The 23863-nt window shown below is 48.3% G+C and carries 22 protein-coding genes; 13 read left to right on the top strand and 9 right to left on the bottom strand.

Features of this window, described 5'->3' with window-relative positions; translation table 11 throughout:
* Window positions 1-31 precede the first annotated feature (31 nt).
* Entirely contained in the window at window positions 32-580 is a 549-nt protein-coding gene (locus tag MHB82_RS28040; protein WP_095360078.1) for a helix-turn-helix domain-containing protein, read from the top strand.
* Window positions 581-655: 75 nt separating this feature from the next.
* On the opposite strand, the gene MHB82_RS28035 is transcribed toward MHB82_RS28040, so the two are convergent.
* The 5 genes from MHB82_RS28035 to MHB82_RS28015 all read right to left on the bottom strand — a co-directional run bounded on the left by MHB82_RS28035 (window position 656) and on the right by MHB82_RS28015 (window position 5071).
* Window positions 656-1375: a 3-ketoacyl-ACP reductase gene (locus MHB82_RS28035; RefSeq protein WP_153980267.1), complete on the bottom strand. Its 720-nt coding sequence runs from the start codon at window positions 1373-1375 to the stop codon at window positions 656-658.
* A 78-nt stretch (window positions 1376-1453) separates the two neighbouring features.
* Window positions 1454-2353 carry a DUF4097 family beta strand repeat-containing protein gene (locus tag MHB82_RS28030; protein ID WP_110758526.1) on the bottom strand — a complete coding sequence of 300 codons (900 nt, stop codon included), beginning with the start codon at window positions 2351-2353 and terminating at the stop codon, window positions 1454-1456.
* Window positions 2350-2943: a DUF1700 domain-containing protein gene (locus MHB82_RS28025; RefSeq protein WP_110758527.1), complete on the bottom strand. Its 594-nt coding sequence runs from the start codon at window positions 2941-2943 to the stop codon at window positions 2350-2352. The genes MHB82_RS28030 and MHB82_RS28025 overlap by 4 nt, the downstream gene beginning before the upstream one ends.
* Complete coding sequence (locus MHB82_RS28020; RefSeq protein WP_095360074.1) at window positions 2936-3265, bottom strand: PadR family transcriptional regulator; 330 nt, start codon at window positions 3263-3265, stop codon at window positions 2936-2938. The genes MHB82_RS28025 and MHB82_RS28020 overlap by 8 nt, the downstream gene beginning before the upstream one ends.
* Before the next feature lie 261 nt (window positions 3266-3526).
* Window positions 3527-5071, bottom strand: a complete 1545-nt coding sequence (locus MHB82_RS28015) for an FAD-dependent oxidoreductase (RefSeq protein WP_341176371.1) — start codon at window positions 5069-5071, stop codon at window positions 3527-3529.
* Between the two features lie 385 nt (window positions 5072-5456).
* Here MHB82_RS28015 and MHB82_RS28010 point away from each other — a divergent pair, with 385 nt between their 5' ends.
* Window positions 5457-8276 (top strand): glycoside hydrolase family 3 C-terminal domain-containing protein, encoded by a 2820-nt coding sequence (locus MHB82_RS28010; protein ID WP_341176370.1) that lies wholly within the window; start codon window positions 5457-5459, stop codon window positions 8274-8276.
* A 96-nt stretch (window positions 8277-8372) separates the two neighbouring features.
* Here the strand turns inward: MHB82_RS28010 and MHB82_RS28005 are convergent, their stop codons facing one another.
* The 3 genes from MHB82_RS28005 to MHB82_RS27995 form a co-directional block, all read right to left on the bottom strand.
* Window positions 8373-9212 carry a methyl-accepting chemotaxis protein gene (locus tag MHB82_RS28005; RefSeq protein ID WP_095360071.1) on the bottom strand — a complete coding sequence of 280 codons (840 nt, stop codon included), beginning with the start codon at window positions 9210-9212 and terminating at the stop codon, window positions 8373-8375.
* A 186-nt stretch (window positions 9213-9398) separates the two neighbouring features.
* Window positions 9399-9908 carry an anaerobic ribonucleoside-triphosphate reductase activating protein gene (gene nrdG, locus MHB82_RS28000; protein ID WP_095360070.1) on the bottom strand — a complete coding sequence of 170 codons (510 nt, stop codon included), beginning with the start codon at window positions 9906-9908 and terminating at the stop codon, window positions 9399-9401.
* Entirely contained in the window at window positions 9905-11866 is a 1962-nt protein-coding gene (locus MHB82_RS27995) for an anaerobic ribonucleoside triphosphate reductase (protein ID WP_341176369.1), read from the bottom strand. Before MHB82_RS27995 ends, nrdG begins: the two co-directional genes overlap by 4 nt.
* Window positions 11867-12248: 382 nt before the next feature.
* Between MHB82_RS27995 and MHB82_RS27990 the strand changes: the two genes are divergently transcribed.
* A complete protein-coding gene (locus tag MHB82_RS27990) occupies window positions 12249-13892 on the top strand; it encodes a GAF domain-containing sensor histidine kinase (protein WP_341176368.1) in 1644 nt (547 codons plus the stop codon).
* Window positions 13893-14076: 184 nt separating this feature from the next.
* Window positions 14077-15015 carry an aldo/keto reductase family protein gene (locus MHB82_RS27985; RefSeq protein WP_095360067.1) on the top strand — a complete coding sequence of 313 codons (939 nt, stop codon included), beginning with the start codon at window positions 14077-14079 and terminating at the stop codon, window positions 15013-15015.
* A gap of 105 nt (window positions 15016-15120) precedes the next feature.
* On the opposite strand, the gene MHB82_RS27980 is transcribed toward MHB82_RS27985, so the two are convergent.
* The gene (locus MHB82_RS27980) at window positions 15121-16245 is read right to left on the bottom strand and encodes a GGDEF domain-containing protein (protein ID WP_110758533.1); all 1125 of its coding nucleotides are present in this window, start codon (window positions 16243-16245) and stop codon (window positions 15121-15123) included.
* 274 nt (window positions 16246-16519) lie between these two features.
* Here MHB82_RS27980 and MHB82_RS27975 point away from each other — a divergent pair, with 274 nt between their 5' ends.
* The 9 genes from MHB82_RS27975 to MHB82_RS27935 all read left to right on the top strand — a co-directional run bounded on the left by MHB82_RS27975 (window position 16520) and on the right by MHB82_RS27935 (window position 23862).
* On the top strand, window positions 16520-16915 hold the full coding sequence (locus MHB82_RS27975; RefSeq protein WP_095291039.1) for a Fur family transcriptional regulator: 396 nt from the start codon (window positions 16520-16522) through the stop codon (window positions 16913-16915).
* Window positions 16891-17697: a winged helix-turn-helix domain-containing protein gene (locus MHB82_RS27970; protein WP_095360065.1), complete on the top strand. Its 807-nt coding sequence runs from the start codon at window positions 16891-16893 to the stop codon at window positions 17695-17697. Before MHB82_RS27975 ends, MHB82_RS27970 begins: the two co-directional genes overlap by 25 nt.
* 234 nt (window positions 17698-17931) lie before the next feature.
* Complete coding sequence (locus MHB82_RS27965) at window positions 17932-19392, top strand: catalase (protein WP_341176367.1); 1461 nt, start codon at window positions 17932-17934, stop codon at window positions 19390-19392.
* Window positions 19393-19646: 254 nt separating this feature from the next.
* Complete coding sequence (locus tag MHB82_RS27960) at window positions 19647-20063, top strand: BlaI/MecI/CopY family transcriptional regulator (protein ID WP_095291044.1); 417 nt, start codon at window positions 19647-19649, stop codon at window positions 20061-20063.
* A gap of 1 nt (window position 20064) precedes the next feature.
* Entirely contained in the window at window positions 20065-20925 is an 861-nt protein-coding gene (locus MHB82_RS27955) for a M56 family metallopeptidase (protein ID WP_110758535.1), read from the top strand.
* Between the two features lie 26 nt (window positions 20926-20951).
* Window positions 20952-21362 carry a DoxX family protein gene (locus MHB82_RS27950; protein WP_095360062.1) on the top strand — a complete coding sequence of 137 codons (411 nt, stop codon included), beginning with the start codon at window positions 20952-20954 and terminating at the stop codon, window positions 21360-21362.
* A gap of 211 nt (window positions 21363-21573) precedes the next feature.
* The gene (locus tag MHB82_RS27945; RefSeq protein ID WP_341176366.1) at window positions 21574-22275 is read left to right on the top strand and encodes a pirin family protein; all 702 of its coding nucleotides are present in this window, start codon (window positions 21574-21576) and stop codon (window positions 22273-22275) included.
* A 55-nt stretch (window positions 22276-22330) separates the two neighbouring features.
* Window positions 22331-22666, top strand: a complete 336-nt coding sequence (locus MHB82_RS27940; RefSeq protein ID WP_341176365.1) for a hypothetical protein — start codon at window positions 22331-22333, stop codon at window positions 22664-22666.
* A 242-nt stretch (window positions 22667-22908) separates the two neighbouring features.
* Window positions 22909-23862, top strand: coding sequence for an ABC transporter permease (locus MHB82_RS27935; protein WP_095360059.1), 954 nt, complete (start codon window positions 22909-22911; stop codon window positions 23860-23862).
* The last annotated feature ends 1 nt before the right edge of the window (window position 23863 follow it).

Raw genomic sequence — 23863 nt, 5'->3', positions numbered from 1 at the left:
GATTTAGGAAGAGAAGGGTAGGAGAAGCATTATGGATATCGGTTTGGCCATTCGTACGATTCGGAAGCAGAAACAGATTACGATCATGCAAATGTGCGAGGGAACGGGGTTGTCAAAGGGCTTCATAAGCAACGTCGAAAATAACAAGACATCCCCTTCCATTGCTACACTTGAAAGTATCGCGGATTATCTGGAGGTTCCCCTGCCTTACCTACTGCTTACACCAGAACAGCGGATGAATGTGGTGCGCAAGGATGAGCGGGAGGAAACGACTGCGGGGAGCGGTTCAATCAAGGTACAGCATCTGACGGCAAAAGGGGCCATGCGCATGTCGATTGTAGAACTGCCGCCGGGTGTTTCCACAGGGGTTAACAAGCATGCTGGGGAAGAGAGTCACCTGGTCCTCCAGGGCAGGATTCGTGCAGCACAGTGTGAAGACGTTGAGATATTGGAAGTGGGGGATTCGTTTAGCTGGAATGCCATTGTTCCTCATGAGGTTACGAATGTTGGAGATGAGCCAGCAGTCGTGTTAATCGCAGTGTCCAAAGAGCTGGATCTGGACCGTTTGTGGGACAAATAGGGGCGTGGCAGCTCCTCATAGGCAAAATGAATAGACCGCCAGGAGGTTTCCGGGCGGCCAGATTTATTTATGCTGTTACTGCGGATTGGTTGTCCAGATTCCAGCAGCTTTGACAAATACACGATCGGAGAGCTTAAGTGTTGCCAGGGCAAGCTCGGCTACATCTTCCGCTTGCATCATGCGATCCTCGTCTCCGATTTTCAATCCGGCATTGGTAGCAAGCTCTGTATTGACTGTACTTGGGGTTAACGCCGTTACACGAATGTTGGATTTGCGTACTTCCTGCATCAGGGATTCGGTCATCCCTAGCAGTGCGAACTTGGATGCACAGTATGCTGAACCTGTAGCAAAACCACGTTCACCTGCTGTAGAAGCAATGTTGATAATACTGCCGCTGCTTTCCTTTATCATGCTCGGCAGGACGGCACGTGTTACGTAGTATGTACCCATAACGTTGACATGCAGGATACGCTCCCATTCTTCAGGCTCCATGTCGAGCAAGGTGCCGAAGCTGGCAATACCTGCATTATTAATGAGGATGTCAACCGCACCAAGCTCCATTTCTATTGCTGCTACTGCTGCTTCTGCCTGTGTACGATCAGAAATGTCAGCTACAGCACTTGTGACTTTAATGCCATATGCCTCGCTTAACGTTAGCTGAAGGGCCTCCAGATCGGAAGCCGTACGTGCAATCAAGCCGAGATGCACACCTTCCTTGGCAAGTGCTTCGGCAATGGCGCGGCCAATACCTTTACCGGCTCCTGTAATGACAGCCGTTTTATTTTTAAGTTCCATGTGGGTAATTCCTCCTTATATGTTGGAATGGCAGTTGATTATACTATATTACCCACAGTTCTGATATTTGCTTCATCACTACTTGGTGATACGGATGCTGCCAGAGGTGGTACGGGCCTTGATGACTTCCTTGCTGTTCATCGTAGATTCCGGTACATTTACATCTCCGGAAGTGGCACGAGCGTCGTAGATTCCTTCAAAATCGGGTGCAGCTTGAATGAAAACATCGCCTGATTGTCCCGACACATCTACCGCTGCAGAATGGGTCTGTTCGATATGAACACTTCCAGAAGTGAAGCGGATATTCGCTGCTCCATTTAACTGTGTGATTTCTACATCTCCTGATGTTATTTCACTGTTCACATTACCTTCTAATTGATCTGCGGTGAAGCTTCCGGAGGTTTGAGTTACAGTCATGTCACCATCGATAGTTGATACCTTGATGTCCCCTGAAGTGAGGTCCAGATCAATACGCGGGGCCGATATATCTTCCAGACGAATGGATCCCGAGGTATTGTTGAGCTCAAGCAGATTGGCATGTAAACCGGCCAACTTCCAGTCGCTTGAGGATGAATCGAGTTTAACCTCATTTAATTGGTGACCTTCAGGCAGGGCTACGGTGATTTTGGAATCCCGATCACTCCAATACAGGGTGAAAAACTGTATTCGCTCACGTTGTGTCTGCGCCAGCTTGAACGTGCCGCCAGATAACGTGGCCTGTTCGAAACTTTGGATGACGACCGGGTCCCATTTACCGTCTACCTCAATATAACCATTGGAATCCGGGCTGACCACGAATTCGATATCTGCGCTAAAATTGGCATCCATAATTACATTTTGCAACTCATCATTTTTGAAATCCCACCGTTTGGAGTAAGCTTCCCGATCATCTCCGAACTGAACTCCATATATGGACGTTCCGAGCAAACCTATTCCGATACAGATGACAGCCAGAGCCAACCACTTTTTTGTACTCATGCGGAAACGTCTCCTTTCATTGTTTTACTATTCCATCTAATGTATTGTAGCGTGACGGCCTTGAAGGCATTGAATACTCGCTTTGCGGCCAAAAAGAACAGAATCCCAACACCAAATGCTCCAATAGCCACGAACAGCTCTGCCTTATCAAATTGACTGAGGAACAGGAAGTCCACCGCAGCTGCGACCGGGGCCAATACCAGCAAGGACATACTGGCAATGGCGAGCCATAGCGACCAGAGGGTTAACCCCAGAGGAATGCCCAGAATCAAGTTCAGAAAAATCAGGCCAATACCTGTAAAAAAGTTGCGAGCTGCCCGGTTGCTGTTCTTCGGCGGCCGCATTTCACCATAAGTCGGAGCGTAGAAGGGATCGGAACCCGGCGTGTTCACGTCATAGCGGGCACCGAGTGCTTCCCGTGCAATCTCTTCCGGATGGCCTAACTCGCGGGCGATCTCCTCTTCAGTTCTTCCTTCCTGAAGCCCAAGCTCGAAGTGCTGATCATAGTCAGCGAGCAGCTCCGCCCGTTCCTGAGGCTCCATCGGCCGCAGATGGATTTCCATGGCCTGCATAAATTGTTGTCTATTCATTATCGGTTCCTTCCTCAATCAGATTTGCGACGTTGCGCACAAATTCATTCCATTCCGTAGTCAGTGCCTGCATGTAGTCACGACCTGTGTCCGACAGCTTGTAATATTTACGGGGCGGACCCTCGCTTGATTCCTGCAAATAGGTGGTGCAGTACCCGTCTTGAACAAGTCTGCGAAGTAATGGGTACAGTGCACCCTCGGCAACTTCAATATGTTTGGAAACCGCCTGAGCCAGTTCGTAGCCATACCGATCCTGGCGGTTAATCAGCACCAGGACGCATAGCTCCAGTACTCCCTTTTTGAACTGGATATTCACGTTCACACAGGTTCCTCCTTAATCCTTCTTCAATCACTAGTGTGTATTGATCAGTAGTTGTGAAATCATAATACCATTCAGTACTGTATATTGCAAGGTAGTGATTTAAAAATAGTTCCGTGTCATGGTTGTGCTCAAGAACAGACACCCGATGTTGGTGTAAACTTCGATTGACTTCCCATAAGAACAGCATACGTAAAACCCGGGTAGGATGCCTCCGTCCGAAGACGGAATCCTACCCGGGTCTGGAAACTGAATCTACTCTGTTTATTCTGTGGCTTCAAGCACTTTAAGATCTTTGACAGCCGGTCCTTCAATGACTTTGCCGGCAAAATCGAAGCGGGAACCGTGGCAAGGGCAATCCCACGAGCGTTCCCCTTCATTCCATTCCACTTCGCAACCCAGATGCGTGCAGGTTGTATCGACCAAAAACAGTTTGCCGCTGGTGTCCTTGTAAGCACCGGCACGTTTGCCGTTATGACGAACAACGGCACCTTCGTCATTGCCGATCTCGCTGACGTCCTTGTGAACGATGCCTACTTTTCCAGAGATCAGCTCTTTCGCTACATTTGCGTTTTCGATGATAAAGTTTTTCACACCTGGATCTGTCTTGAATCTGGCTGGATCGAAGACAGCGGCATGGGGATTGTCACGACCGGTGATACGATCTGCCAGGATATGTCCGGCCATCGTTCCGGTGGTCATGCCCCACTTGGCGAATCCGGTAGCAACATAAACTCGTTCATGCCTTCCGGTAATCGGTCCAATATAGGGAACCTTATCAATGGATATCAGATCCTGGGCGGACCAGCGGAACGGAATGCTGCGGATGCCGTACGTTTCCTCTGCGAACCGCTCGAGGCGTTCATAATGACCATAGGTGCAGATTCCTTGTCCGGTTTTATGGTTTTCCCCGCCGAAAAGGATGAGTTCCTTTCCTTCATGGATCACCTTGCGAAGGGAACGGGCTGGCTCATCATCCGAGATATACATGCCGCCAGCATAGGGCTTTTGAGGTTCTACGGCAACGGCATAAGAACGCTCGGCGTGCAACCTTGTGAAATAAAAGCCGGGGTCATACACGGGAAAGTGGGAGGCTACAACAACATGTTCTGCTGTCACGGATGGACCATTACCATAAGTCCGTACATGAAGTGATGCATCTTCTTCCACGTCGGTGACGGTCGTATGCTCATAGATCTGTACTCCCTGCTTAACGGCAGAATCAAGCAAATGGTGTAAATAGGCGAGAGGGTCAAAGCGGGCTTGACCCGGCATCTTAATGCCTGCTCTCGTTGGAACTTGAATCGGAAGCGGATCGACCCACTGACCTGGAATGTTCAGCTTGCCGTAAGCGGTGAGCTCGATCTCCAGCTTTTTCAGGTTATCTTCGGATTGTATATAGACATAGGCATCCTCCTCTGCCCACTGGCAATCGATCTGTTTTTCTTTCACCAGATTGCGCATCCAATTGGCAGCATTAGCATTGCCTTCATAATACATGCGTGCCTGCTCCTGTCCGAAGTGGTGAAGCAGTTCATCGAAAATGACCCCATGCTGCGCAGAAACCTTGGCTGTGGTATGTCCGGTTGTACCATCGAGTACTTTCCCGGCTTCCAGCATCACAACACGCATCCCGGTTTGGGCAAGCAAATAGGCTGTTGTGATGCCTGCAATCCCTGCACCAATAATGGCTACATCTGCAGTGATGTCTTCAGTAAGCTTCGGATAGGCATCAAATTTATGAGTAGCCCTCCAGATCGATTCCGGTATGGGGGGCAGGCCCGCCGGGGGCTGTTGATTGTTGCTCATTCGGTTGTCCTCCTTGATCTTTCTTCAGGTTATAATTAAATGGTTCGTATCCCAGGCAAGCACGAAGGGGATGTACTCCTATCCATGATTGCCACACTATGTCCGAATAAAACGAGGTGGCAGAGACTTTACAAATCATTGTTCACATTTTCCTGGAGAGGACCCCTGTTTTTTTTGCCAGACATGCATTATGATAGGATTATCGAAACCGTTTTAGTAAATGTAATAAGGTAATATATACAGATGTGAAAATGCTGATTTAACAATGTTTTTACTTATATAAAACGAGTCAAATATTTATTGAAGTGCACAGTGTTCATTACATTTCATGTATTCGCTATCATTAGCCAATAAACGATCTGAAGTATAAAGGAGATTTCAACCCATGACTAATCAAACCAAATATCCATTTCAGGATACAACGCTCGAACTGGACGCAAGGGTTAAGGACCTGGTATCCCGTCTGACGGAAGATGAAAAGATTGAATCCATGCTGCAATACCAGCCAGCGGTAGAACGCCTGGGTATTGCTGCTTATAAACACGGAACAGAAGCCGCTCATGGCCTGGCATGGCTTGGCGAAGCTACTTCCTTCCCGCAGCCTGTTGGACTGGCTTGCACATGGGATGCGGAACTTATGAAAGAAATCGGTTCTGTCATTGGGGACGAGGCGCGCGTGTTCTACAAACGCAATCCAGCTGTAAATGGTCTCACCCTGTGGGCACCTACAGTTGATATGGAACGTGACCCGCGTTGGGGTCGCAATGAAGAGGCTTATGGCGAAGATCCGGAACTGACTGCCGAACTTACCACCGCACTGGTTAAGGGGATTCAGGGAGACCATCCGAAATATTACAAGGCTGTTGCAACGCTCAAGCATTTCCTTGCCAACAATAATGAAGTGGATCGCGGAAGCGGCTCATCGAGCATTGATCCGCGCAATATGCGTGAATATTATCTGAAAGCATTCGAGAAGCCCTTCAAGGAAGGCGGAGCGCAGTCGATGATGACCGCGTATAACTCCATTAACGGTACGCCGGCACTGCTTCATCCTTTTGTGAACGAAATTGTCAAAGGCGAGTGGGGCATGGATGGTTTCATCGTCAGCGATGCAGGTGATGTGATGGGGATCAAGAACGATCATAAGTACTATGATTCTCATACACCGGGCACGGTGGAGTCTGTAAAAGCGGGAATCGACAGTATTACCGATGATGCGGATCTGTCCAAGCAAGCACTGCGCGAGGGGTTGGAACAAGGAACGCTAACAATGGAAGATATCGACCAGGCATTGTTCAATACATTCCGTGTACGTTTCCGTCTGGGTGAATTCGATCCAGCTGAAGGCAATCCGTATGCATCTATTGGCGAAGAAGCGATGATGACAGAGAAGGCGAAGGCCCTGTCGCTAAGAGCAGCAAGAGAACAGGTTGTACTGCTCAAAAACGCTAAAGGTACCCTGCCGTTGGATAAAACAAAATCAGGCAAAGTGGCTGTCATTGGTCAGCTGGGCGGCACCGTTTACCGTGACTGGTATGCTGGCACCATGCCTTACAGTGTATCTCCGCTTGAGGCGATCAGCGGCAAGGTAGGCAGCGATAAGGTTGCGTTCAAGGATGGAAATGACCGGATTACATTAACTTCCGTAGCGAATGGAAAAGCAATCGGACTGGGCGAAGGCGAGAAATCACCTCTCATTGCCTCGGGAGAAGCGGAGACGTTCACGCTGACGGATTGGGGGTTCGGAAGTCTTACTTTGCAGGCAGAAAGCAATGGCAAATATCTGACTACAGACGAAGAATCGGTAACGGCTTCAGCAGATGAAGTGTACGGCTGGTTCGTGAAGGAAGTATTCCACTTGCTTCCGCAGGAAGATGGCGGTGTTGGTCTGACAACATGGAATGGCAAAACGGTAACCGCGCCAAATGGCGGAAACGACGCATTTGCCGTGTCAGAAGAGCTGAAGTCTTTTGGTGTGACTGAGACGTTTAAGAAGGATATCGTTGTGAACGGGTTGGATGAAGCGGTAGCAGCTGCGAAAGAAGCAGAAACGGCCATTGTATTTGTCGGGAACAATCCGCTTGTGAACGGGAAAGAAGAGATTGACCGTCCAAGCCTGGATCTGGCTGAATCCCAACAACGTCTGGTTGAAGCTGTATATGCGGCCAATCCGAACACCATTGTGGTTATTGTGGGCAGTTACCCATTCACATCCAATTGGGTTCAAGAGAACATCCCGGCTGTATTGTACACTTCCCATGCAGGACAGGAACTGGGTAATGCTGTGGCCGATGTGCTCTACGGAGATTACGCACCAGCAGGCCGTTTGAACATGACGTGGGTGCAATCCGCAGATCAGTTAACGGATATCAAGGACTATGACATCATCCAATCCGGACGTACGTATCAGTATTTTGAAGGCAATGTACTGTATCCATTCGGACATGGATTAACGTATGCTGCGTTCAAATACAGCAACCTGGAGTTGAATCCTGACCAAGCGGGAACAGAAGGAACGGTCAAAGTAACCGTCGACGTAACCAACACCGGAACCATTGCCAGTGATGAAGTGGTACAGTTGTATGTACGCGCCGGCAAATCCCGGGTGAAACGTCCACTCAAAACGTTAAAAGGATTCCGTCGTCTCCATGTTGAAGCTGGCGCAACCGTAAAAGTGAGTTTCAACTTGCCAGTACAGGAACTGGCCATCTGGGATGTCACCCGTGATCGTTATGTGGTTGAAGCAGGAACGTATTCGATCATGGTCGGCAAGTCGTCATCCGATATTCAGCTTGTAGCTGATCTGACGGTTGATGGTGAAACGATCCCTGCCCGTAATTTGAGCGTCGCGACCCGTGCTGAGAATTATGATGCTTACTTTGGTGTGGATCTGGATGAGAGCAAAGAAGGTGGAACTTCTGTCCGCGTGACGGGTGAACAAGGATGGATTGCTTTCAAAGACGCCGATCTGGGCGCTCATGCAGCAGCCATTGAAGCGCGTGTATCGTCAGAACAGCCAGGTGCGGTGCTGGAAGTTCGTCTGGATGCAGCGGATGGAACGCTGGCAGGACGTATCGATATTGCACAAAGTGGTGCACAGCAATGGTCTACGGTGAAAGCCGATCTTCAAGGCGCAGCAGGTCAGCGAGACATCTATCTTGTATTGTCTGCGGGTGTACGCATAAGCCATTTTGAGATTCGCTAAAAACAAATAGAATGAGCGTACAGCCTATTGAATAATTGAATAAAAAAGCCTCCGAATCAGATTCGGGGGCTTTTCGACTTGAACATCGTATGTAAATTATCTGCCGTCAAACGTAATCAGTTTGTTCACGAATTGTTTCAGTTGCTGGCTGGTTTCATTCAGCTGTTCAATGGTACTCATGAAATTGTTGACGAGTTCCGCCTGTTCCTGCGAGCTGGCGGTAATCTCTCCAAGCTCATTTTCCATCATTTGAATGGATTGCCGGACAGCGAGGAGGGATTCTTCAATTTGGGTGGTGGCTTGCTTGGTATCTACCGACAGTTTACGGATTTCTTTCGCAACGACGCCGAAACCTGCTCCTGCATCACCTACACGGGCAGCTTCAATGGCAGCATTTAAACCGAGCAGGTTGGTTTGTTCGGAGATTTCCCGGATGAAGCTCGCAACCTGAGTTACGTTTCCTGATTTCTGTACAGCTTGTTTGGAGTTATTCCGAATTTCCTCGGTCGTGGCGCTCAGCTCCTGGGAATGTGCAGCTACATGCTGCACGCTATCAATAAGCTGATTGGTCAGATGCTCCGTTGCTTCCATGAGCTGTTGTAACTGAGCCTGGTCGTCCATGCTGTAGAGCAGATTGAATATGGCGATGACCTCACCCTGTTCGTTTTTGATCGGCAGGTACGATACATCAAATGGAACACCGAATAATTCCTTGGGGTAATGATCGAACTGCTTCTCCGTAGTGCCTTTCAGATCGGCAAAATTACGATTGGGTTCAAGCAAAGGATCTCCCGCTTTGAATTCCAATTGTTTTAAGGACTCTCCTGCAGAAAAGTACAGGAACTTCTCCCGATCGATAATGGAAAGGGTTACATCCTGGCGTATGGTATCACGGAAAAACGGCATGCATGTAATGAGTGCTTGAATAATATCCATAATTGGGTAAATGCCTCCTAAAATGTTTAATATAGAAAAGTACCAAAGTTTATTTTAGTAACCACCTATATAGTATATCGACATGCAATAAAGAAGTGAGTAGTGAAAAACAAAAAAATTCTCATCGGAAAATACACGCAATTCATTCTCTGCGTATTTTCAATGAGAATATCGATTGAGATGGGGCTACAACGAATCAAGGCTAATTGTAACAATTTGTTGATCTCTTAACGTCGCCTGCACATCCACCAAGCGCTGATTGCGGCTGCCCCGAAAAGGTAAGGATATATCCCGTTCGGCAGCCACGTAGGGGCCATCTACAATGACATCACACAGCCAAGCCAGTTCAGCCCGTATGGGATCAGCGACAAGCTCTTCATAGGTGAATCCCGTATAGGCCCACACGGTCCGGTCAGGGCATGCATCGCGGAAACGGCGAACCCAAGGGATGCATTCCTCTGCTGAGAAAAAGGGATCACCCCCGCATAATGTAACCCCATCCAGCAGGGGATGGGCAGTTACCTCATGCATAATCTGCTGCTGCCGCTCTGCGGTGAAATGTTCTCCTGCCCGGAAGCTCCATGAATCCGGACTGAAGCATCCTGGGCAGGCATGATGGCACCCGCTGATAAAGATGACAGCTCGCAGACCAGGTCCTTCATTTACAGACTCGGGAATATAACCGTACAGATTCACTTGTGCTTCACCCGATCCCGCACTTCTGCCTGTTTCGCGGAATTGAAGCGTACCTTGTAGTCGCCCGTAAGATAACCGGTGACCCGGCGCAATCGCTGGAAGTGCACGTGGTCCTCATGTGCCTCACACCCAGGACATACATCACCGATGACACCTTCATATCCGCATGCCGGACAGCGGTCAATCGGGTGATTAATGGAGAAATATCCAATATCCTGTGCGAGTGCATATTGAACAATACGCTGGAAGGCGCTGGTATTGGCCCGTACATTTCCATCCAGTTCAACATAGGAAATGGCCCCGGCATTACATAGCGTATGGAAGGGAGCCTCCAGTTCAATTTTGCGGTAGGCTGGCAGGGTGTAATAGACCGGAATGTGAAATGAATTTGTGTAATATTCCCGGTCATTGACCCCAGCAATGAGGCCATATCGCTCGCGGTCAATCTTGGTGAACTTGCCGGATAACCCTTCGGCAGGCGTGGCAAAGAGCGTAACATTCAGGTTATGCAGTTCACTCATGCGATCACAGAATTCACGCATGGTGCGGATAATGTTCAACGCCTCACGGTGGATATGGGGGTCCTGTCCATGGTGCCGGCCATACAGTGCGGTCATGCATTCGGCAAGCCCGATAAAACCAATAGACAAGGTGCCATGCTTCAATAGTTCGGCTACCGGTTCATCTGGTGCGAGCTGCTCACCGCCTTCCCACACACCTTCCCGCATCATGAAATCAGATGCCTTGGCAGGCTGTGCCGTTTGGATACGATAGCGGTGCAGCAGTCCGGAAGCAGCACGTTCCATGACCTTTTCAAGAGCTTTATAGAACCCCGTACGGTCGGCGACGGCCCGTGCACCCTGACAGATGCCATAGCGAATGCCAAGTTTGACCAGATTGATGGTGTTGAACGAAAGGTTGCCTTTGCCACTCTGCCGATTGCGTCCGAAGCGGTCTGCCAGCGTACGTGTACGGCATCCCATGGTGGCGATGATGGTATCCGGATCTTCAGGACGATAATAAGGCAGGTTGAATGAGGCATCCACGTTGACAAAGTTCGGATACATGCGCCGGGAAGAGCAAGTCACGGCTAGTCGGAACAAGTCGTAGTTGGGTTCCCCTTGTGCCTGGTTAATTCCCTGTTTGCACTGGAAGATATGCTGTGGAAACACGGGGGTTTCCCCGCCACCAAGGCCGCGGATGGTTGCTTCCAGCAGGGAACGGGATACAAGCCTGCCTTCGGCTGAGGTACATAGTCCATAGTTCAGCGAGGTAAAAGGAATCTGTCCACCTGCCCGGCTGCTCATGGTATTCAGATTGTGAATCAGGGATTCGGCAGCCTGTCCGGTCTCCAGTTCTGTTTCCTCGCAGGCAAAAGCGAAAGCACGCGGGCATGCTTCCCGTGCCAGTGAACTGTCCAGGTGCAGATGCTCGTCGTCAATCTGTGTGTGCTCTCCAAGCAAACGCTGTCCTTTGCGATAATGTTTGCGGAAGGAGCGTTGTACATAAGGAGCCAGATCCCAGTCGATTTTGTTGGCGGATACCCCGCCGTACTGACTGTTTTGCTGTGATTGAAATATGATGGCGACAAGCGCCATTGCCGACATGATGGTCTGAGGGGTACGCACGGAGCCGTTACCCGTATTGAAGCCGGAGGCCAGCAGTCGATCAAACGGGATAAAGATGCAATTGGTTGTTCCAAGCGCATACTGATCCAGATCATGAACGTAGAGATCTCCATTCTCCACAGATGCAGCAAGCTCTTCCGGCAGCACATGACGAAGAGCATGCCACTTGGCTGTCTCCGAGCCGAGTCTGCTCATCTTGCCGCTGAACGAATCACCATTGAGGTTAGCGTTCTCCCTCAGTGTGTCTGCGTCTTCTGCGCCAATTATTCGTCTTCCCAGGTCGGATAATAGATCGGATGCCGGTGGAGTGGCATACTCAAGCAGGTTCATGTGAGATTCCTCCCAAATATTGATTTATAATATCGGTTATTTCATCTAAACACTATATGTAGATTTGCATTATCCATTTATAAACTATATGTGGATTTTTGGGTGTGATCATTCTCACACCGTAACCTTCTACCGGCAGGAACTGCATCAGGGAGAGTGGATAATGGTTTTCAAAGTGAACCTGGAAGAGTATAATTCCTATTTATGCTGCACTAGGGATAAGAGTGGTTTTCGTGCACTATGATTCTCTTGGGCTTCTATGGTGGTAAACACATATGTACATGTTGTGACAGTTAACTTGAGAAATTTGACCCTCATATACAGGATAGATTCATTTTGAGATAAAGATGTAGAAATACAGCTAAGATTTGAGGGGTGGATCATGGGAACGGCAGGGATAACAAGAGGCTTCTATGAAAATGTACAGGAAGCAGCGTCCCACATCGTGGACGTGTTAAGCGGTATATTGGAGGTCAATACGATCTTTGTTGCCACCAATGACGGAACGACCAATGTCATTTTGGAAGCTTTTAACCGAAACGAGGAACTGGTTATCAATGGCAGTGAACTTCCATTTGATTCTTCCTACTGCAGTCTGGTACTGCGAAATACAAAAGAAAACCTGACCATAACGGATACTGCAGCACATCCGCTGACTTGCTCAATGGATGTAACCAAGGCGCTCGGTAACCGTTTTTTTGTGGGCATACCCATTATGCGGCGTTCGGGTGAAACCTTTGGGACGATTTGTTTAATGGACAACCCGGACTATGTTATCCGTGAGACAGATATGAAGACGTTGAACGCCATGGCAGTATTTCTTGGATATGTCGTTGACTTGGAGAACAATTTGCTCATACAGAAACAAAAGCTGAACGATACGGAGCAGCTGAAACAACAGCTGCAGATGGAGAAGGAACGTGCTGAATCGGAAGCGATGACGAAGTCCCAGATGATTGCGCTAATGAGTCATGAGATTCGCAACCCGCTCAATGGCATTCTTGGTTTAACCGATCTGATGCGTACACCGGATATGCCCGAAGAGCATGTGGAATATGTGGACATGATTGAGACCAGTGGCCACATCCTCCTGTCTTTGCTGAATAATATAATGAACTTTAATATTAATGAAACAGGTAGAACGGTAGTTCATGATGATCCCTTTGATCTGGTTTCTACTATTGAGAGTACCGTGTATCTTCATGCCGGGCTGGCGATGGAGAAAGGAATCGAGCTGGGACTGAACCTTGAACTGAATGTCTCTCAGGTCTTCGTGGGAGACGAGGTCAAGATCGGTCAGCTGCTCGCAAATGTGCTGAAATATGCCATTGATTCCACGCGTACAGGTTCCGTGCTCGTTACGGCAGCCGTCGATAGTCAGAATGTGGATGAGGTGGGTACGCTGCTGCTTCATATCAAATATACAGGTCGGATGCTGACATCGGACAAAAAACTGCAGGCGTTTAATACACTGGACGGAAATATCAGCATTCAAAAGCTTGTGGGTACCAACCTCAGTTTGGCCGTCAGCCAAAATCTCGCCATTCTCATGCATGGCTGTATAGAGGTGAGCAGCCTGGGTGAAGAGGAGACGGAATTTCAGATCAGGCTGCCCCTGATGAAGCACTGGGAACTTCCGCAGCTTACAGGCATTCAAGATCGGTTGAAAGGTAAAACGGTACTGCTGGTCAAAGCTCCTGATATTCTGCAGGGGGTATCTTCCCTCATGCGCAGGTGGCAGATGGATGTAAATATGACATCAGACACGAGCCAGGCAAAACACTGGATTGAAGATGGACTTGAGCCTGAAATTACGGTTATTGACATGGGGTTAGAGCCAGACAAGGCCATGGAGTTTATTCATGAATTAAAGGGAATGGCAAAACAACTGCCCATCATCATCCTGGTCCCCTACGGAATGCATATGGATCCACAGGAGACGGGGAACGTTAATGCTGTCTTAACCAAGCCGGTTAGACAGTTGGACTTGCTGAACGCACTGAGCGCGACATTGCACCGGGCATAATAAAATATAAGCAGCGTACCTAATCAGGTACGCTTTTTTTATTGTATACGAAAAGAGCGCGCCTCAAATCCGATCTGTTTATTTATCCGTTTTCTTTTGTTAAATCCCTTTTCATCCACGCTGGTTACGTTACAATAGAAAAGTAAGAATCATACTAATTAATCTAGAGGAGGATGTGCATTCAATGGAATACCGCAGATTGGGTGGAAGCGGACTGAAAGTAAGCGAGATCAGCTTGGGCAGCTGGCTGACGTACGGAGGATATGTGGAGCGTGAAAATGCGGTGAAGTCGATTGAAACCGCATTCGATGAAGGCATCAACTTTTTTGATACAGCAAACGTATACGAACGCGGCGCGGCGGAAGAGCTGCTTGGGCAGACTTTGAAAGCATATTCCCGTGATTCCTATGTTCTTGCAACCAAAGTGTTCGGCAAAATGGGCGACGGTCCGAATGATCAGGGCTTATCCCGCAAACATATTAAGGAGCAATGTGATGCCAGTTTGAAACGCTTAGGCGTGGAATATGTGGACATCTACTATTGCCATCGTTATCATACGGAAACACCGATCGAAGAAACGCTGCGGGCACTGGATGACCTGGTTCGTCAAGGAAAAGTGCTGTACGTAGGCGTGAGCCAATGGACTGCTGCTCAGATGGAGGCAGCGCTCGGTACCGCTGACCGTCTGCTGCTCGATCATATCGTGGTCAACCAGCCGGTTTATAACATGTTTGACCGCTATATTGAGAAGGAGATTATTCCACTTGGTGAGCGCAAGGGAATCGGACAAGTTGTCTATTCTCCACTTGCACAAGGCCTGTTAACCGGCAAGTACACCTCGGCTTCAGACCTTCCGGAGAATTCCCGTGCGGCGAAGCTCGGCTGGGATGAAGGCAAGATCAATGCAGACAAAATCGGAAAAGTGCGTCAGCTGATTGAAGTAGCGGACAAGCTGGATCTGAAGGTTGGGCAGCTGGCACTTGCATGGATTTTGCGTCAAAACAATGTGTCCAGTGCACTTGTAGGGGCAAGCCGTCCGGAGCAGGTGAAGGAGAATGCTGCTGCTTCAGGTGTGAAGCTGGATTCAGCCATTATTGAAGAGATCGAGCAGATCCTGTCTTAGTGGTTAACCGTCTTTCAAGGCGTAGTTATGTAAACTAAATCGTAAAAAAGGATGCTCCGCAGCCAGATAAGGCTTAACTGCGGGACATCCTTTTTGGGTTTTAAGCTAGAGCAAGCGATTGCCAATAAGCACCTTGGATCGCTTCGGAATGGCGCAGACCCGATTTCTCCCGGTATTTTTGGCTTCATATAATGCACGGTCTGCCTGCTCGAAGAAGTCAGCGTCATCCTGCTCGTCGCAATGGTCCGGAAAGACGGCCACCCCAATCGAAATGGTCAGGCGAATGGTTGTGCCATCCGGCAGAGCGAACAGATACTTTTCAACAGACTGGCGAATGGATTCTGCAATGGCCAGGGCTTGATGATTGCCGCAGTCCAGCAGCAGGATTGCAAATTCCTCGCCACCGTTACGTGAGACCATGTCAGCTGATCGCGAATGTTCAATTAGTAATTGCCCCAGCTGTTTCAGAACAGCGTCTCCAGCGCTGTGACCGTACGTATCATTCACTTTTTTGAAGCGGTCGATGTCAATGACGAGCAGGGAAAGCTTCTGTCTGTTTTCCCGGGCACGCTCCAGCTGCAGTTCCAGGGATTTCTCAAACTGACGGCGATTGCTGAGATTAGTGAGGTGGTCTGTGGATGCTCTGCGTTCCAGAAGGAATAACATCTCATTCGATTTATTAATAAATTCGGCGATAAAATAAATAAAGATCCCACCGACAAAAGAAATCGTCATTTGTAACGGATATACTTTCATTAATGAATTCATGCTGCTGGAATTCAACACCAGAATCACAAAAATCAGTGTTATGCCCAGCAGGTTCATCGTTATGATTTTGGTTAATCTCGACCAGGAAGCATAGGCAAAATATACACCGGATAAACCGATTAGTGTCATGACGAAACCGGCATCAATCGCTGGAGACGACATACCAAAGATGGCAATGCGCAGGATGGAGATGACAAGTCCAGAGATGACCGATGCCAGACCTCCCAGATACACTGCGGCTGTAACAATCGCAAGATGGCGCAGATCCACAATGGTATCTTCATTAAGAGGGAAGGAATAGTTCATTAGCACAGTACCATAGATACCAAACAGGAAGCCGCCGATCATCTGCACACGTAATGAGGGGAACGGGACGCGAATGTTATAGTATTTGGCAATAATTCCGGATATGTACATGAATGTGATCATAACACAAATATTTATAAAGAACGTGCTTAACAATGAACAGCCCTCCTTTAACGCACATTACTATATTTTATCTGAAAAAGAGCACAGTAGCGAACCATATTATAGCAAATGTGCAATTCGATTGCTGGAAAAGGTCTATTATTAATATAAGTTTTCTGGTAATGAACTCGTATTGACTTCATTATACATTAAGATTTATACTTAATCTAAATCAAAATTTGTTTCAACGTTTTTGGGAATCATAGCGATCGATGGATTGCTGTGTCATTGTATATATTCTGGAATGGATTAATAAAGGAGAATTGCCGTGAGAACTCTAAATCTGACGATACAAAGACAGGCCGTATATGATGTAGTACGCCACTCGGAAGACCATCCGACTGCTGCAGACGTGATGAACCGTCTGGTCGAACAAGGCTATAATCTCGCTTATGGCACCGTATATAATTCGCTGCGTTATTTAACGGACAAGGAATTGATCCGGGAGCTTAAGCTTGGTGAGACTGCCAGCCGATATGACGCCCGCATGGATGACCACCAGCATATTATGTGTGAAGTCTGTGGCAAAGTGGATGAGGTTATGACAGAGGTCCCTTCGGCGTGGATGCAGCAGGTGGCCGAGGAAACCGGATATGCAATTGATCACGCTCATGTGGTCTTTGGAGGTGTCTGCGGGGAATGCAAAAACAAACGGATCAAGTAAAAATCAGGATGTCTGATCGACGTTTGCCGCTGCGGGTCAAGCCAGCTCTTGCTGATCCAGCTCCCTTTGTGGAGGCTTGTCCTGTTACACGGCGTGTCATTCTGATAAGTCCGATGCCAGGCCAGGTTCATGAACTGGTCAAAGCATTGACGGACAGCTGCTTCGATGTATTGGTGTTTCATCGCTGGGAACCGGATCTTCATGAACGGCTGGTATTTGATCTGTTGATCTATGATCTGTCTGTGGCTGGAACGATTGATGCGTTCGCTGGCATCAGCAGCCGTTTGAACCGGGAGGCAGAGCGTATGGCACCTTGCCTCTATCTGGTGGGCGAGAATATGATAGGAAGCGCAAGCGGACCCATGCTTCAGGAAGAGTTGCTGGTGTGGCCAGCCCGTCCGCAGGAAGCACTGTACCGGGTGCAGCGCATGATTGGCAATAGTCCGGTTACGCCCAAGCGCGGCTTCTTGCCCGAGGAAGGACAACGGATCAGCTTCAAAGACTTGTGGCTGGATCGTGAGCGGATGAGTGTTCAGCGGGACAATGAGCGGATTCACTTGACGAAGACCGAATACGATTTGCTGCTGAAGCTGATTGATGCCAAAGGAGCTGTCATTTCGCGGGAGGAGATGCTCAGCGATATTTGGGAGACTGACTTTACGGGTGGAAGCAATGTAGTCGATGTTCATATCAAAAGCTTGCGCAAAAAGCTTGGAGATAACGCAGCTTCCCCGCAATATATTGTTACAGTAAGAGGAGTGGGCTACCGCCTGGCGGATTAGTCCGCTTTTTTTTATTTCCAGTTATTTATGACATAAGCAGATATTCATCCTTCATTCATGAAACGATCAGGATGCTCATGATAACCTCATGTGAAGCTCATGCAGACGCTATATGGGACATGTTAGAATCATTTTAACAGTTAGATCAAGTCTAAATGTATATTTAAAGTAATGACGAATATGATTTAAATAATAGATACGCAGGCATGAGGCCATCATGAGGAGGATGCAGAAATGACAGAACGTATGACAACTAACCAGGGAGCACCCGTGGGTGATAACCAGAATTCCCGCACAGCAGGCAGAAGAGGACCCACTCTACTTGAAGATTATCATTTGATCGAGAAGATTGCCCATTTTGACCGTGAACGTATTCCGGAACGGGTAGTGCATGCTAGAGGTGCAGGTGCTCATGGGGTATTTACCCTGGAGAATAGCATGAAAGAGTTCACCAAAGCGGATTTCCTGCAGGAGCCTGGAACGGAAACACCAGTACTGGTCCGTTTCTCCACGGTAATTCACGGAACGGGTTCGCCAGAGACTGCGCGTGATCCACGGGGGTTTGCCGTCAAGCTATACACACGGGAGGGCAACTATGATATTGTCGGTAACCATCTGCCTGTATTCTTCATCCGTGATGCGATGAAATTCCCGGATATGGTGCATTCCCTGAAGCCTGCGCCAGATACGAATATTCAAGACCCTGCACGGTACTGGGATTTCATGACCCTTTCACCTGAATCCACACATATGATGACGTGGTTGTTCTCTGATCTGGGTACGCCTGCGAGTTACCGTGAGATGGATGGATTCGGTGTGCACGCGTTCAAATGGATTAATGCTCAAGGCGAGATCCACTACGTGAAGTATAAGTGGGAATCTGCGCAGGGTGTGCGCGGCTTCTCTCTTCAGGAAGCGTCTGAAGTGCAAGGACAGGACTTCAACCACGCTACCCGGGATCTGTATGACCATATCAAAAACGGCCAGTATCCGCAGTGGAAGCTGCAGGTACAGCTTCTGAAGCCGGAGCAGATGGATGATTTCTCATTTGATCCGCTTGATCCGACCAAAACCTGGCCGGAAGATATCATTCCGTTTCAAACGGTAGGAACCATGACCCTGAATCGCAATCCGCAAAACTTCTTCGCTGAAGTAGAACAGGCGGCTTTCTCGCCAAGTGCATTGGTGCCTGGGATTGAGCCATCTGAGGATAAACTGCTGCAAGGACGCCTGTTCTCCTATCCGGATACCCAGCGTCACCGGCTTGGACCAAACTATCTGCAGATTCCGGTGAACTGCCCGTATGCACCGGTTCGCAACCATCAGCGCGATGGACTCATGAATGTGAATCAGGATCCCTCCCCTGTGAATTATGAGCCGAACAGCTCCTCCAGCAGTCCACAGGAAGATCCGGCATACCGGGATACTCAGGTGCCGCTGCACGGTCATGTCACACGGGAGAAAATTGAGAAAACCGATGATTACACGCAGGCTGGCGAATTGTTCCGTTCCTTTACGGCGGAAGAACAGAAAAATCTGCTTGATAATCTGATTAATGACCTGAAAGGTGTTCCGGCCCAGACGCAGATGCGTGCATTATGTCACTTCTTCCAGGCTGACGGACAGCTTGGTGGACGTCTGGCTCGTGGACTTGGTGTAGATATCTCGGCATACATGCCACCCGGCAGACCGTAAATAAAAGACATTATTAATATATTTTCATAACGTGAAATAAAATTAATACTGATAAGGCTGGGCATGACTGCAGGAAATGCAGGACTGTCCAGTCTTTTTGCTGTCTTTGCAGCCGACCTGGTTTCTCATATACGCTCCCAGTGATATTCTGAAATGGAAAACAAATTTACAAATCATTTACAATAAATAGCTGACATAGAGGTTGACTTCTCGTTTGATGGCACTACAATGGGTAGTGTGAGGGGTGTCTGAACATGAAAATACACAATTTTAAAGTGGGTGAGCGTGGGCTGAATCGTTTTTTTGGCCCGCTGGAAGCGAAGATTATGGATATCTTATGGGCGCGTCCAGGCAGCAGCATCCGTGAGGTGCAAACAGCACTTGAACAAGATAAAGATGTTAATTTCAATACCGTCATGACGGTTATGAACCGGCTCGTGGACAAGGGGCTGCTTCGCAAAACACAGAAAGGCCGGACGTCACTGTATCACCCTGTACAGAGCAAGGAGGAGTTTATGAACGACCAATCGAAGGAGCTGTCGCATGAACTGGTAGACGAATTCGGTGCACTTGCAGTGAGCCACATGCTGGATGCACTGGATGAAGCCGATGCGGGGTTGATTGAACGTCTGGAGCAGAAGATCAAACAATGGAAAAAGGATAGCGACTGATATGTGGAAGGCCCGCTCGAAACTGTTGTTTACTGTCGGGTTTGGCATTCCGCTACTTGTGTTCATTCAAATGTTTATGTACGCCATGTACAAACTGTTTGGCTGGGACATTCCCTTTAATCTGCTCTGGCTGTGCAATCACTGGATGAGCCGGATAGGCTGGTTGTCGGTAGGCCACTTTTTGATGCTGCTTGTCGTGCTAACTTTTGGAGGAACAGGCTGGCTGTTCATGCATCGAATGATGAAGACGCGAGCAGCCGTACGCAAGCTCCATGCGATCGAGAACCAAGCGATGTCCAGAGCCCTTGAGGTCAAGTACCGCCATCTCAAACAACCGGGGTTCATCGTCGTGGACAAGCAGTCACCGATTGCTTTTACGATTGGTTTATGGAGGCCTTACATTGTTCTCTCGACGGGGTTGCTCGGCATGCTCGATGCTGAAGAAGAAGCAGCTGTTGTGTATCATGAAGTCCATCATCTATGGCACCGTGATCCGTTGAAGACCACGCTGCTGTCGGTGTTTGCCATGATGATGCCGTATATTCCTGTTTTGAAGCATACTTCGAAACAATATCATATCGTCCGCGAAATTTTAGCCGATAATGAAGCGATTGAACGTACGGGAAATGCAGCGGGAATTGGCAGTGCCTTGCTCAAACTGATCCGCGCTTGTCCGGAACCATGGCGGGTACGGGAGATGGCTGTGCAATCCTCGTTTGCCGATACGTCGGTGAATGTGCGCATCTCTCGTTTGCTTGATCCGGAACAAGATGTTGAGCTGGCTCTCCCATGGTTCGCCATAATAATGTCGGCGACAGTGTTTCTGTTGATGTCTGTTTTGTTTGTGTGGTCGATCGGATAATTTGAATGTCAAGGAGGAAGATGTACATGAATAGTAGGAGTGTAGAGATTGGTTTGTTCTTCTTAAGAATCATGATCGGTCTCATCTTTGTATTGCATGGGTGGAGCAAGTTTGAAGGTGGAATCAGTGGTGCAGTAGGTTTTTTTGAGAGCATGGGTATCCCTGGGTTCCTCGCATCTGTTGTAGCCATTATTGAGCTGGCCGGCGGGGCCGCGATGATTCTGGGATTGGGAACACGTGTGTTTGCTGCGTTGTTTATTATCTTGATGGCAGGGGTTCTGTTTACGGCCAAAGTAGATCAGCCATTTATTGGTGGTACTGAATTTGATTATCTGACGCTGGCAGGTTCCCTGACCTTGCTATTCACAGGCAGCCGCTTCCTCGCGGTGGATCAGTTTATAGCCAGACAAAGTAAGGTTCAGAATGCAAGCTCATAAGACTCACCGTTTGTGAGCATGTATTTCATAAAAAGCAGGCTAAGCCTGCATCGAAGCCTTTTTCTGCTGGATTGGTTTGCGGGTAATTATACTTGTGAACTGCTCTGGCAGGAGAAGGTTTTTTATTTTGGACGCCAAGCCTAAACTTTTGGTACAATGAGAATAAGTATGCTACTAAGAAAAAATAAGAACATTACGGAGGATGTGCTTTATGATTAATATCATTCCATCTGAAGCCCGTGCCAGCTTCGACCGGGGCTGGTTGCGCGGCAGTCATAGCTTTTCCTTTGGAGAATATCAGGATGCGGAGAACACAGCGTTTGGGCCGATGCGGGTAGCAAATGATGATGTGATTGCACCTGGGCGTGGTTTTGGTGCACATCCGCACAGTGACATGGAGATCGTGTCTATCGTGCTGAACGGCAAGCTTCGTCATGAAGACAATCTTGGCAATGTAGCTGTAACCTCGTTTGGGGGGATTCAGCGAATGTCCGCGGGCAGCGGCATGATTCACACAGAGCACAATGCGTCCGATACGGAAGAGGTACGTTTGCTTCAGCTCTGGTTCATGCCTACGACTAGGGGGCTGCAGCCTTCGTATGAGACGACATCATTTGATCCTGCTGCACTAACGGGAGCGCTCCTGCCTGTAGTATCTCCTGAAGGCGGACCGCGGGTTGCATCCATTCATCAGGATATGACGATATATCTAAGCCGTTTGGCTAAAGGTGAGGCATTAACATATAACCAGGATGAGGGGCGCCGCCAGTATATTTTTGTGATTGAGGGTAAGATTGGACTGAATGGTGAGCACGATTTAACTGCAGGCGATACAGCGAGGGTAGAACAGACTCAGGTCACGGAATTTCAGGCAAGTGAGGATGCGATCTTCATGCTCATTGATTTGCCTTAACTTGAGTGGAACGCAGCATTTAATAGACACGAGCACTAAGGGAGGATATACGTCTATGGCACAGCAGGAATGGTTTATGGTTAAACATGGGGTAACCGGGCGAGGTCTGGCGAATAGCAAAACAGATTCCCTGTCCTATCGGTTCCAAAAAGAGGGCAAAGGCTTCGTATTCACAGTTACAGGTTTGGATGATCAAACCGTGGAACAGATCATTGAGCTCAGGCAGGAGCTGAACGTCTTTCGATTCGTACAGCGCAAGGATCAACCCCTCCTGAAGCACTGGTACTACGTCCATGGAGACCGGGTTGCATACGATAAGGATCGTGGTACCCTTACAATTTTTGCGAATTCAGAGATTCGATATGTGCCTGAAGATTACTTTGCTGATTAATGATCATACTTAGATGGGTCTTCCAAACCGGAAGGCCTATTTCTTTTTGTCTATTTCATATGGGATGTGATGCCTTTCAGGTTGTTTTAGGAAATCCCAGAAATCGCGAAGACAAAGAAGGTTGACATCTGGAAATTAATATAGATATAATCCATATTAATTGATAATGAATATCAATATCATATGGAAGAATAGAGTCATTACGTTGTCATAAGGCTATCGGTGAGGGGTTTAGTAGAGAGATGAAGTTAGGTTATATGTTGATCGCACTGGTTGTTCTGTCTATCGTTTACATATTTATCGGCAATTCGGACATTTCGCCCCTGGATATATTCCACTTGACCCCAGTGCAGCTGCAGGTACTGCAAGTCAGCCGGTTTCCCCGTCTGATCAGCATTCTGGTCGCGGGCATCAGTATGAGTGTTATTGGTCTGATTATGCAGCAGCTGACACGCAACCGCTTTGTTTCGCCTACAACAGCAGGTACCATGGATTCCGCAAGGCTTGGAATTCTGGTGACCCTGATGTGGTTCCCTGGAGCGTCCTCTCTGCAAAAAATGCTGGTCGCCTTCGCCTTTGCCCTGGCAGGTACGCTGATCTTTATGCGAATTCTCGAGAAGGTCAAATTCAAGGACACGATCTACATCGCTCTTCTGGGCTTGATGTTCGGTAACATCGTTAGTTCGGTGACGACCTTTTTTGCCTACAAAAACGATTTGATCCAAAACATATCCTCTTGGCTGCAGGGTGACTTTTCCACCATCATGAAGGGCCGATATGAATTGATCTATATCAGTATTCCGCTGCTGATTATCGTCTATCTCTTCGCCAACCGGTTCACACTGGCGGGGATGGGAGAAGACTTCGCTACCAACCTAGGCCTGGCGTATCGGAGAGTGGTGAACCTCGGATTGATTTTGGTAGCCATGGTCTCGGCTGTGGTCATTATCACCGTAGGAACCATTCCGTTTTTGGGTCTGGTCGTGCCTAACATTGTTACGCTCTATAAGGGAGATAACTTGCGTGACACACTGCCTCATACGGCAGTATTGGGGGCGATATTCGTTCTGGTCTGTGACATTCTGGGTCAATTAATTATTTATCCGTATCAGCTGTCCATCAGTTTGACAGTGGGAGTCGTAGGCAGTGTGCTGTTTCTGTATTTATTGCTTCGAAGAAAGGCAAATGGGTCATGAG

It is taken from the genome of Paenibacillus sp. FSL K6-2862 (assembly GCF_038005125.1).
GTDB classification, from domain to species: Bacteria; Bacillota; Bacilli; order Paenibacillales; family Paenibacillaceae; genus Paenibacillus; species Paenibacillus illinoisensis_A.
Note: the sequence above shows the minus strand (reverse complement) of the source record. Positions and strands in the feature narration are given on the sequence as shown.

Excerpts from the sequence above, each read along its gene's own strand:
- MHB82_RS28040 (WP_095360078.1), top strand. The coding sequence starts at position 32 with ATGGATATCGGTTTGGCCATTCGTACGATTCGGAAGCAGAAACAGATT.
- MHB82_RS28035 (WP_153980267.1), bottom strand. The coding sequence starts at position 1,375 with ATGGAACTTAAAAATAAAACGGCTGTCATTACAGGAGCCGGTAAAGGT.
- MHB82_RS28030 (WP_110758526.1), bottom strand. The coding sequence starts at position 2,353 with ATGAGTACAAAAAAGTGGTTGGCTCTGGCTGTCATCTGTATCGGAATA.
- MHB82_RS28025 (WP_110758527.1), bottom strand. The coding sequence starts at position 2,943 with ATGAATAGACAACAATTTATGCAGGCCATGGAAATCCATCTGCGGCCG.
- MHB82_RS28015 (WP_341176371.1), bottom strand. The coding sequence starts at position 5,071 with ATGAGCAACAATCAACAGCCCCCGGCGGGCCTGCCCCCCATACCGGAA.
- MHB82_RS28010 (WP_341176370.1), top strand. The coding sequence starts at position 5,457 with ATGACTAATCAAACCAAATATCCATTTCAGGATACAACGCTCGAACTG.
- MHB82_RS28005 (WP_095360071.1), bottom strand. The coding sequence starts at position 9,212 with ATGGATATTATTCAAGCACTCATTACATGCATGCCGTTTTTCCGTGAT.
- MHB82_RS27995 (WP_341176369.1), bottom strand. The coding sequence starts at position 11,866 with ATGAACCTGCTTGAGTATGCCACTCCACCGGCATCCGATCTATTATCC.
- MHB82_RS27990 (WP_341176368.1), top strand. The coding sequence starts at position 12,249 with ATGGGAACGGCAGGGATAACAAGAGGCTTCTATGAAAATGTACAGGAA.
- MHB82_RS27985 (WP_095360067.1), top strand. The coding sequence starts at position 14,077 with ATGGAATACCGCAGATTGGGTGGAAGCGGACTGAAAGTAAGCGAGATC.
- MHB82_RS27970 (WP_095360065.1), top strand. The coding sequence starts at position 16,891 with ATGCAAAAACAAACGGATCAAGTAAAAATCAGGATGTCTGATCGACGT.
- MHB82_RS27965 (WP_341176367.1), top strand. The coding sequence starts at position 17,932 with ATGACAGAACGTATGACAACTAACCAGGGAGCACCCGTGGGTGATAAC.
- MHB82_RS27960 (WP_095291044.1), top strand. The coding sequence starts at position 19,647 with ATGAAAATACACAATTTTAAAGTGGGTGAGCGTGGGCTGAATCGTTTT.
- MHB82_RS27955 (WP_110758535.1), top strand. The coding sequence starts at position 20,065 with ATGTGGAAGGCCCGCTCGAAACTGTTGTTTACTGTCGGGTTTGGCATT.
- MHB82_RS27950 (WP_095360062.1), top strand. The coding sequence starts at position 20,952 with ATGAATAGTAGGAGTGTAGAGATTGGTTTGTTCTTCTTAAGAATCATG.
- MHB82_RS27945 (WP_341176366.1), top strand. The coding sequence starts at position 21,574 with ATGATTAATATCATTCCATCTGAAGCCCGTGCCAGCTTCGACCGGGGC.
- MHB82_RS27940 (WP_341176365.1), top strand. The coding sequence starts at position 22,331 with ATGGCACAGCAGGAATGGTTTATGGTTAAACATGGGGTAACCGGGCGA.
- MHB82_RS27935 (WP_095360059.1), top strand. The coding sequence starts at position 22,909 with ATGAAGTTAGGTTATATGTTGATCGCACTGGTTGTTCTGTCTATCGTT.